Raw genomic sequence first — 1150 nt, forward strand, 5'->3', positions numbered from 1 at the left:
ACTAAGACTCGGCATCAGCCATCCAGGCCACGCAAGTAAAGTAACCGGCCATGTACTCGGAAAACTTGGTAAAAAAGAAACAGAAGAACTCACTGCAGTCATCGACGAAGCGAGTCGATATTTGCCAGAGATCATTTCTGGAGATACCGCTCGAGCAATGAACGCACTGCATAGCTTCAAAGCAAGTTAAACATCGTATCTTTGTCACCCAACAAGGTGACCACCCTCGCCCTTCTCTATATAATACGTCCAATTTTTTAAGACCAGACACACTAGGATTCAGACCATGGGTTTTAACTGCGGCATCGTAGGACTTCCAAACGTTGGCAAATCAACGCTATTCAATGCATTAACTAAAGCTGGTATCGGCGCAGAGAACTTCCCTTTCTGTACGATCGAGCCCAATGCAGGCGTAGTCGCCATGCCAGACCCACGACTGGACAAACTATCAGCCATTGTCGAACCTGAAAAAACACTCGCAACGACAATGGAGTTCGTCGACATTGCAGGGCTTGTTGAAGGCGCCTCTAAAGGTGAAGGTCTAGGTAACCAATTCTTAGCCAACATTCGTGAAACAGACGCTATTGCGCACGTAGTACGCTGCTTTGAAGATGAGAACGTTGTGCACGTCTCAGCAAAAGTTAACCCACAAGCTGACGTTGACGTTATTAACACAGAGCTTGCTCTTGCCGACCTAGATACCGTAGAAAAAGCGGTAAAGCGTTACACGCGTACAGCTAAAAGTGGCGACAAAGATGCTAAGAAAGCACTAGCGCTTTTAGAGAGCAAATTACTCCCTCACCTCAACGAAGGTCTGCCAGTTCGCGCATTAGGCTTAGATGAGGACGAACTTAAAACCATCAAAGAGCTATGTCTTCTAACGATCAAGCCAACCATGTACATCGCTAACGTAGATGAAGACGGTTTTGAGAACAATCCACACCTCGATGCCGTGCGCGAAATCGCTGAAAAAGAAAACGCTGTCGTTGTACCTATCTGCAATAAGTTAGAAGCTGAAATTTCAGAGCTAGAAGATGAAGAGCGTGATGAGTTTCTTGCAGACTTAGGCATGGAAGAGCCAGGCCTTGATCGTGTTATTCGTGCAGGCTACGAACTACTAGGATTACAAACCTACTTCACTGCTGGTAAA

At 46.2% G+C, this 1150-nt stretch carries 1 protein-coding gene and 1 pseudogene; both read left to right on the forward strand.

The window, feature by feature from the left end:
• Window positions 1–190: pseudogene (locus A3739_RS25850) on the forward strand (aminoacyl-tRNA hydrolase); the annotation flags it as partial.
• A gap of 96 nt (window positions 191–286) precedes the next feature.
• Window positions 287–1150, forward strand: an 864-nt coding sequence (gene ychF, locus A3739_RS25855; RefSeq protein ID WP_068503292.1) for a redox-regulated ATPase YchF, incomplete at its 3' end; no start/stop codon positions are given.

This window comes from Oleiphilus sp. HI0067, assembly GCF_001635735.1.